Raw genomic sequence first — 7,176 nt, forward strand, 5'->3', positions numbered from 1 at the left:
GATGCGATGTCCCTCGAAGGAACTCACCTGAGCGAATCGCTAGGCACGCTCGTCGTCACCTCCGGGCAGGGGGATGGCAGCACCACGCTCAACATCCCGGCGGGCCGCCGCGACGCCTTGCGCCTGCACTCGGCCACCCCGCTGCGCGAGCCACCACACCTCGCGCTGGGTTGGGTGCCGGATCGCTTCGTTTTCTTGCCTGAGGGGCCGCCGCCGCACCAGCTGTTCGTCGGCAGCCACATCGAGAGCCGTCCGCCCTGGCCCATCGCCAATGCCCTCGCTAGCCTGCGCAAGCAACAGCCCGAGGGCTGGCGACCCGCCCAGGCCACGACCGGCCCTGGCGTGCGCATGGAGGGAGAAAAGGCCCTGGTCACGCCAGTAGGGCCCTTCGACTGGACCCGGGTCATCCTCTGGGTGGTGCTCGCCCTGGGCGTGCTGGTGGTCGGCGGCATGGCCGTCAGCCTGCTGCGGAAGCCGCCCACCGGGCCGCGTGAAGCGCCTTGAGCCCGCCTGCACGGTGAACGCGCGATAATGCGCGCTCACCGTCGGCACCGAGTCCCATGTCTTTTCAGTCCCCCGGCCTTTTCGCCGAACCCGAAGCCCTGAAGCCCCTGGCCGAGCGCATGCGTCCGCGCAGCCTCGACGAAATCGTCGGGCAGCAGCGCGTGGCTGGCGAAGGCAAACCCCTGCGCCGTGCGCTCGAAGCAGGCAAGGTGCACTCCATGATCCTGTGGGGACCGCCCGGCTGCGGCAAGACCACGCTGGCCCTGCTCGTGGCGCGCTATGCGGACGCGGATTTCCGCGCGATCTCCGCGGTGATGAGTGGCCTGCCGGACGTGYGCAAGGCGCTGGCCGAAGCCGAAGGCAACTTCGCGCAGGGTCGCCGCACCGTGCTGTTTGTCGACGAGGTGCACCGATTCAACAAGGCCCAGCAGGATGCCTTCCTGCCGCACATCGAGCGTGGCGTCATCATCTTCGTCGGCGCCACGACGGAAAATCCCTCGTTCGAACTCAACTCCGCGTTGCTGTCGCGTTGCCGCGTGCACGTGCTGGACTCGGTCAGTCCGGATGACATCGTCGCCGCGTTGCGTCGCGCACTGGCCGATAGCGAACGCGGGCTCGGCGACCTCGACCTTTCGGTCGAAGACGCCTCGCTACGTATGATCGCCAGCGCCGCGGACGGCGACGTACGTCGTGCACTCACGCTGCTGGAAATCGCCGCCGAGCTCGCCGAGGGCGGACACATCGACGACGCCACGCTCGAGCAGGTACTCGCCGATCGTACGCGTCGCTTCGACAAGAGTGGCGAGCAGTTTTACGACCAGATCTCGGCACTGCATAAGTCCGTGCGCTCCTCGGATCCGGATGCCGCCGTGTACTGGCTCACGCGCATGCTCGATGGTGGCTGCGATCCGCTCTATCTCGCGCGTCGGATGACGCGCATGGCCGTGGAAGACGTGGGCCTCGCCGAGCCGCGCGCCTGGCGGATGGCGCTCGATGCGTGGGATACGTTCGAACGTCTGGGTAGCCCTGAGGGTGAGCTTGGTCTTGCGCAGTTGGCCATCTGGCTGGCGATTTCGCCGAAGAGCAATGCGGCGTACATGGCGTTCAACAAGGCGAAGGCGACGGTGAAGCAGATGGGCACGCTCGACGTGCCGATGCACCTGCGCAACGCGCCTACCAAGTTGATGAAAGGCCTGGGGTACGGGAGCGGGTATCAGTACGACCATGACGCCGAAGGTGGCGTCGCGCTCGATCAACAATGCCTGCCGGACGAACTCGTCGGCATGACGTTCTACGAGCCGGTCGATCGTGGACTAGAGCTAAAGCTAGGCGAAAAACTAGCCGCCCTCCGCGCCGCCCGAGCAGCCGCCCGCGAAAAGAAACCCCAATAACCCCGCCGTTGCCGTTGCTATTGATATTGCTATTGCTATTGCTATTGCTGTCGTAGGAGCCGATTCATCGGCGATCCAGCGACAGCGGGCCAGATTACCGCGGTATCGCAAGCACCCATCGCCGATAAATCGGCTCCTACCAAGCCAAGGCACACCCCGCTCGGTAGGAGCCGATTCGTCGGCGATCCCCGCGGCAGCAGGGCCAGGTTGCCGCTGTGTCGCAAGCACCCAATCGCCGATAAATCGGCTCCTACAGATGGAGCGCTATCCGACATAGGCCTCTGGAAGGTCACTCCCGCTTGCGGCTACGATGGCCCGATCTGGCGGGGGCCAGGATTATCAGGGGACGATATGAAGGCCTGGATGAGTGGCGTCACGCTGGTGGCGCTCGTTGGGATCCACACGTCCGCTGCAGCGGAGACGATATCGCAGGAGCAACTGGTGTCCTACTGCGCAGCATCGGCGTCGATGTCCGCCAAAGCGCATGCCGCGCGGGAGCAGGGCGTTCCGCTGGAAACCGCCCTCAAGGAGATCGACGTGAACGTGCGGCGCGGTCCGTTAGCCGATGAAGACAAACGCCTGACCGAGGCGGCTTACGCCGAACCAGAGCACGCGATGTACATCGACTTTTACGCCGTTGCGATGAAAGAGTGTGTCGCTAGCCGCAAGGTCCTGCTCCCCATGACCGATTCGCCGGCCGTCCTTCTGTGGAAGGCGCCCTTGAAATTCCCGTACGTGGCGGTGAGAGAACGGCATGAAGGTGCCGTTATGCTCCTCGTGAAGGTTAACGCGGACTCGTCGATCGAGAAAGTCGAAGTCACAAAGAGTAGTGGCTTTGAAGAACTCGACAAGGCGGCGCGAAAGAACGCAGAGAGTGCCGAATTCCGCGCTCTCATCGCGAACGGACAGTTCGCCACCAGTTACGTGAGGTTTCCCGTAACGTTCTCGCTGGGCGTGGGAGCGACGATGGCRCTGCCTTGAACTTGGCGCCGATCAAGGGCAGGGGAACTGGTCCATCAGATGTTCGAATATGGGCAGGTTCTTCTCGAAGTTCTTCCCGGTGGCTTTGATGACCATCATGCATAGCAGCGAACCGGTGCCTTTTGTCACGACAAGACGGCGACGCATGGGATCGCCCTCGGACACGTACGAGATCTCATATTGGACCGAAGGTTGACCTCGCCAGGTTCCCTGCTCGGGTGAGGGTCTTGCCAGGGCCTGCCTGCCTTTTCTTGCCGAGACGACATCTCCTTCGATCAGGTCGTCAATGAAATTTTCGAGCGGATCAGGCGGGTCTACCCATCCGATCGCCGCGTCGATGGATGCAATGGTCTTGCCGTTTTTCTTCAGGCGGGCGGTGATCTGCCTGGCATAAGGACGCTGACCGCCGTCGTCCGGCGTGACCTCCCAGCCGGCGGGCCATGGCAGGCTCAGCGGTGGCATCGGGTCCGGCGGGGGCCTTCGTGCGTGATGCACCCGGGATTTCACGACGGTCGCGGGCACGTGCTGAGGCGGCCTGGAGAACGCGCCCAGCATCTTCAGTCCGGTGATGGCGGCGAGAACGCTGATCACGACCAGCAGCGTCCATGCGACGTACTTCATTCCATGACCTTTGTCGTCCGTGTTGCGCTAGCGCATGTTGTAGGAGCCGATTCATCGGCGAAGGGGTGCTCGCGGCAAACGTGCCCGCTTACGCGGGATCGCCGATGAATCGGCTCCTACAAAGAGCCTTGCCGGGGGCCACAACCTAGGGGCTGGTCTAGGTGTGGTCGGGGCAGACAAACTGGCTTTTCATTTTTTCAAACTCGGGCAGGTATTTCTCGAAGTCCGTGTCGATCGCCGCGTAACTCACCGAGCACGAGATGGTCGGAGATCCACGCGTCACAATCGTTCGTTGACGTGTTCGCACCTGATTCTCCATGGTGACGTCATATTGCTGGGCGGGGTTGCCTAGCCACGTGCTTTCGGTTGGCACCGAGGACGACAACGTTATGCCCTTCTTTGAAGCCGCGTCGGAGTGCCCGAGGATCATGTCTTTGGCCTCGTCGGACAGGGCACCAAGGCGTGGGTGTCGCGTCAGCATGATTGAGAGCGATGCCGTGTTTCGCCCGTTCGCGACCAACATCGCGGTCTCGATGAGGCCATCCACGCCGGGCGGTTGTACGGGCGCGGCGGGTGTCCAGCCTGCTGGCCATGTGACCTTCGGTAGCGCCAACGGACCCGTCGAAACGGCGTCTGTGGACTCGGCCCCCAGCGACTGCGCCATCGTGATCACGACGACGATAGGGAGCGTAATGATCCACGTTAGTCGGAAACGTGTCTTCGCAAACTTGCTGATGAGCCACGCCACGAACGAGGCCATGAGCGCATGGCCCAACACCTGGCCCAGCGTAAAAGGCACGTCGTCAGGCTTGGCCGCGTTCATTCGCAGCCAGTCGACCGCGAAGATCGGCAGGGCGATCAGCAGGCACGTCAGCTGCGAGATGTCTTTGCTTTCTTTCTTCTTGGCCGACTGGGCGTACACCGCAGCTGAGGGCGAGCCAAGAGGCGACGGCGCTGCCCCCTGGCAAATCGGACACACGTCTGCTGCCGGCGCGAGGTTCTCACCACAATAATTGCACTGCATCGAATTCCCCTTTCATCCATTGCTGTGCACCGGGATCACCCTTCCCGGTGTGTGGGGGGAGCTTATCGGGAAGTTGGGTGGGGGGCTATGTTGTGGCGGACCCTCCCAAAAGACCGATATCGCGCGGCCCCGGTCCGGACGTACCCTCGAACCACCTCGGCCACGGAGAAGGACCATGCGCATTGCCATAGCCGCCTTGCTTGGCGGGCTTGTGATGTTCCTCTGGGGTGCGTTCGCGCACATGGTGCTGCCGATCGGCGAGATGTCGTTTCGGGCGCCGGTCAACGAAGACAAGGTGATTGCTGCGCTGCACGACAATCTTCCGGCCGAGCATGCGATCTACGTGTTGCCGTATTTCGACATGGCCAAGGGCGACGACCCCAAGGCCAAGGAGGCCTTCTCCATCAAGGCCAAGTCCTCGCCCTTCGCCTTCATCGTCTATGCGCCCTACGGCCGCGACTACATGGCGATGGGCTACAACCTGTTTCACCAATGGTTGTCCGACACGCTTGCAGCCTTGCTGATTGCATTCATCCTCATCCGCTCGGTGGTCAATGCCATTCGTGGGCTTTATACGGGCCTTGCTTTCGGCGTCTTTGCCTGGCTGTCGCTGGCAGTGCCGTTCTGGAACTGGTACCGGTTCCCGATGGCCTACACCTTCGGCACGTTGATCGAGCAGGCCTTTGGTTGGCTGCTGGCCGGGGCGGTGATGGGCTGGTGGTTGGGCAGGGGCGTGAAGCGTGGCTTTGCGGCGAAGTGATCTCGCGACACCACTAGCCAACGATCAGTAGCCTCGCCCGGCTGCGAGACGTACCCTCCAGGCATGAAACCTTGAGGGGCGTCTCGCGTGACTGTTTTCGAAAGCCTCCTGCTCCTGCTCGCCGCAGCCGTCGTGCTGCTACAGGTCGCGCGGCGCCTGTCGTTACCGTATCCCTCGATGCTCGCGTTGGCTGGTGTTGCGGTGGCGTTGCTGCCGGGTGCGCCGGATTTTCCGATCGATCCGCGTACGGCGTTGCCGTTGTTCATCGCGCCGGCCTTGATGGATGCGGCTTTCGATTTCCCGGTGCATCGGGCGAAGCGTTTCTGGGTGCCACTGGTCAACCTGGCGCTCGGTGGTGTGTTGCTGACGGCCTTGCTCGTCGCCTGGGCGGGCTGGGCGCTTGCCGGCCTGCCGTTCGCCGCAGCGCTGGTGCTCGGCGCCATCGTCGCCCCGCCGGATGCCGCGGCCGCCACGGCGATTCTCTCGGGCATGTCCATTCCGCGTAACACCGACGCGATCATTCGCGGTGAAAGTCTGTTCAACGATGCAGCGGCGCTGTTGTTGTTCGGCGTGGCGTTGTCGGTGCAGACGGCGGGCGCGGTGACGGCGCCACAGGTGGTTGGCTTTGCGCTGGCGGCGCCGGGCGGCGTGCTGTTCGGCGTCCTGGTCGGATGGCTGCTGCCGTATGCGACGCGGTACATCTCAGGCGCGCTGGACAGCAACCTGTTCCAGTTCGTCAACACGTTCCTCGTTTGGATCGTCGCTGAGCATCTGCACGTCTCGCCCGTGCTTGCTGTCGTCGCCATGGCGATGACGGTTGCCAGTCGTCGATCACACCCGAGCTCGCCGCGCTTGCGTGTGCAGTCGTACGCGGTGTGGGGCGCGGTGGTGTTCGTGCTCAATGTCACCGCCTTCCTGCTGATGGGCCTGCAGGCGCGGCGCATCGTCGGTGGCATGGGTGGCGAACATCTTCGGCAGGCGCTGGTGTTTGCGGGCATCGTCACCGTCATCGTCGTGGTCGTACGCATCGCCTTTGCGCTTGCGGTCAACCGCACGGTCGTCTGGTACCGGGCACTTCGTGGTCGGGAATCGCCCGCCAGCTGGCAGCAGGCGGCGCTGGCCGGCTGGTGTGGCATGCGTGGCCTGGTCACTCTGGCGACCGCCTTCATCCTGCCGGACAACTTTCCGCAGCGAGACACCGTGGTGCTCACGGCATTTTCGGTGGTGCTGGTGACGCTGGTGGTGCAGGGCCTGACCCTGGCACCTGTGATCCGCCTGCTCGGCCTCGACAGACGCTCCGCGGGCGAGCAGGAACTACGAGCCGTGAGGCTGGGTCTGGTGAAGGCGGCGCTGGAGTGCATGGCCGTGGAAGCGGACGAGGAGGGCAAGCGCCTTGCCGCGCTCTACCGCATCGAGGCCGACGCCCTGGACGAACCGGCCCGCGCCGAGGCTTTCGACCGGCACTGCGCGTTGTCCCAGGCGGCGGTGGCCGCCCAGCGCGCCGAACTGGAGCGCTGCCGGCTGGCCTTCCAGCTCAGCGACGACGACTACAACTTCCTGCTCGAGCAGCTGGACTGGCGCGAACTGACGGTGCTGCCGGCCGAGGCCACGCGCATCAGCGGTGGCTAAGCGGGCGAGGTATTTGCCGGAGACGTGGTCATGGCGGTGCGCTTTCCCACTAGGATGCCGCACGACTCATTTCCTAAGGGGGAAATCCATGGTTTCGAATACGTTGAAGACGCTCGGCGCGGCTGCGCTGCTGTCCGTGATGCCCGCTGTCGCGCTTGCCGTACAGCCGACGGGTAACTGGCGGGGATTGATCATGCAGGGAAACACGGACGTCGCCGCCGAGGTCACTTTTATACCGCAGGGTGCATCCATGCACTTCGCCGAGC

At 63.8% G+C, this 7,176-nt stretch carries 7 protein-coding genes; 5 read left to right on the plus strand and 2 right to left on the minus strand.

The annotated features are described in order from the left end of the window. From AC1DSN_RS15885 to AC1DSN_RS15895, 3 genes are all read left to right on the plus strand, one after another. A partial coding sequence (locus AC1DSN_RS15885; protein ID WP_477331591.1) for a DUF3999 family protein occupies window positions 1–504 on the plus strand: 504 nt, incomplete at its 5' end. Window positions 505–560: 56 nt separating this feature from the next. Further along, window positions 561–1,895 (plus strand): replication-associated recombination protein A, encoded by a 1,335-nt coding sequence (locus tag AC1DSN_RS15890; protein WP_477331593.1) that lies wholly within the window; start codon window positions 561–563, stop codon window positions 1,893–1,895. A 351-nt stretch (window positions 1,896–2,246) separates the two neighbouring features. Further along, window positions 2,247–2,876: an energy transducer TonB gene (locus AC1DSN_RS15895; protein ID WP_063574308.1), complete on the plus strand. Its 630-nt coding sequence runs from the start codon at window positions 2,247–2,249 to the stop codon at window positions 2,874–2,876. Between the two features lie 12 nt (window positions 2,877–2,888). Here AC1DSN_RS15895 and AC1DSN_RS15900 read toward each other — a convergent pair whose 3' ends face one another. Both AC1DSN_RS15900 and AC1DSN_RS15905 read right to left on the minus strand, forming a co-directional pair. Beyond that, on the minus strand, window positions 2,889–3,497 hold the full coding sequence (locus AC1DSN_RS15900) for a hypothetical protein (protein WP_477296214.1): 609 nt from the start codon (window positions 3,495–3,497) through the stop codon (window positions 2,889–2,891). Between the two features lie 157 nt (window positions 3,498–3,654). Next, window positions 3,655–4,320 carry a hypothetical protein gene (locus AC1DSN_RS15905; RefSeq protein WP_477331595.1) on the minus strand — a complete coding sequence of 222 codons (666 nt, stop codon included), beginning with the start codon at window positions 4,318–4,320 and terminating at the stop codon, window positions 3,655–3,657. Window positions 4,321–4,696: 376 nt separating this feature from the next. On the opposite strand from AC1DSN_RS15905, the gene AC1DSN_RS15910 reads away from it, so the two are divergent. Both AC1DSN_RS15910 and AC1DSN_RS15915 read left to right on the plus strand, forming a co-directional pair. Beyond that, the gene (locus AC1DSN_RS15910) at window positions 4,697–5,281 is read left to right on the plus strand and encodes a hypothetical protein (protein WP_477296212.1); all 585 of its coding nucleotides are present in this window, start codon (window positions 4,697–4,699) and stop codon (window positions 5,279–5,281) included. Window positions 5,282–5,368: 87 nt separating this feature from the next. Then, the gene (locus tag AC1DSN_RS15915) at window positions 5,369–6,910 is read left to right on the plus strand and encodes a cation:proton antiporter (RefSeq protein ID WP_477296211.1); all 1,542 of its coding nucleotides are present in this window, start codon (window positions 5,369–5,371) and stop codon (window positions 6,908–6,910) included. Window positions 6,911–7,176 lie beyond the last annotated feature (266 nt).

The sequence above is a fragment of the Luteibacter sp. P4_D7_3 genome (genome assembly GCF_056401735.1).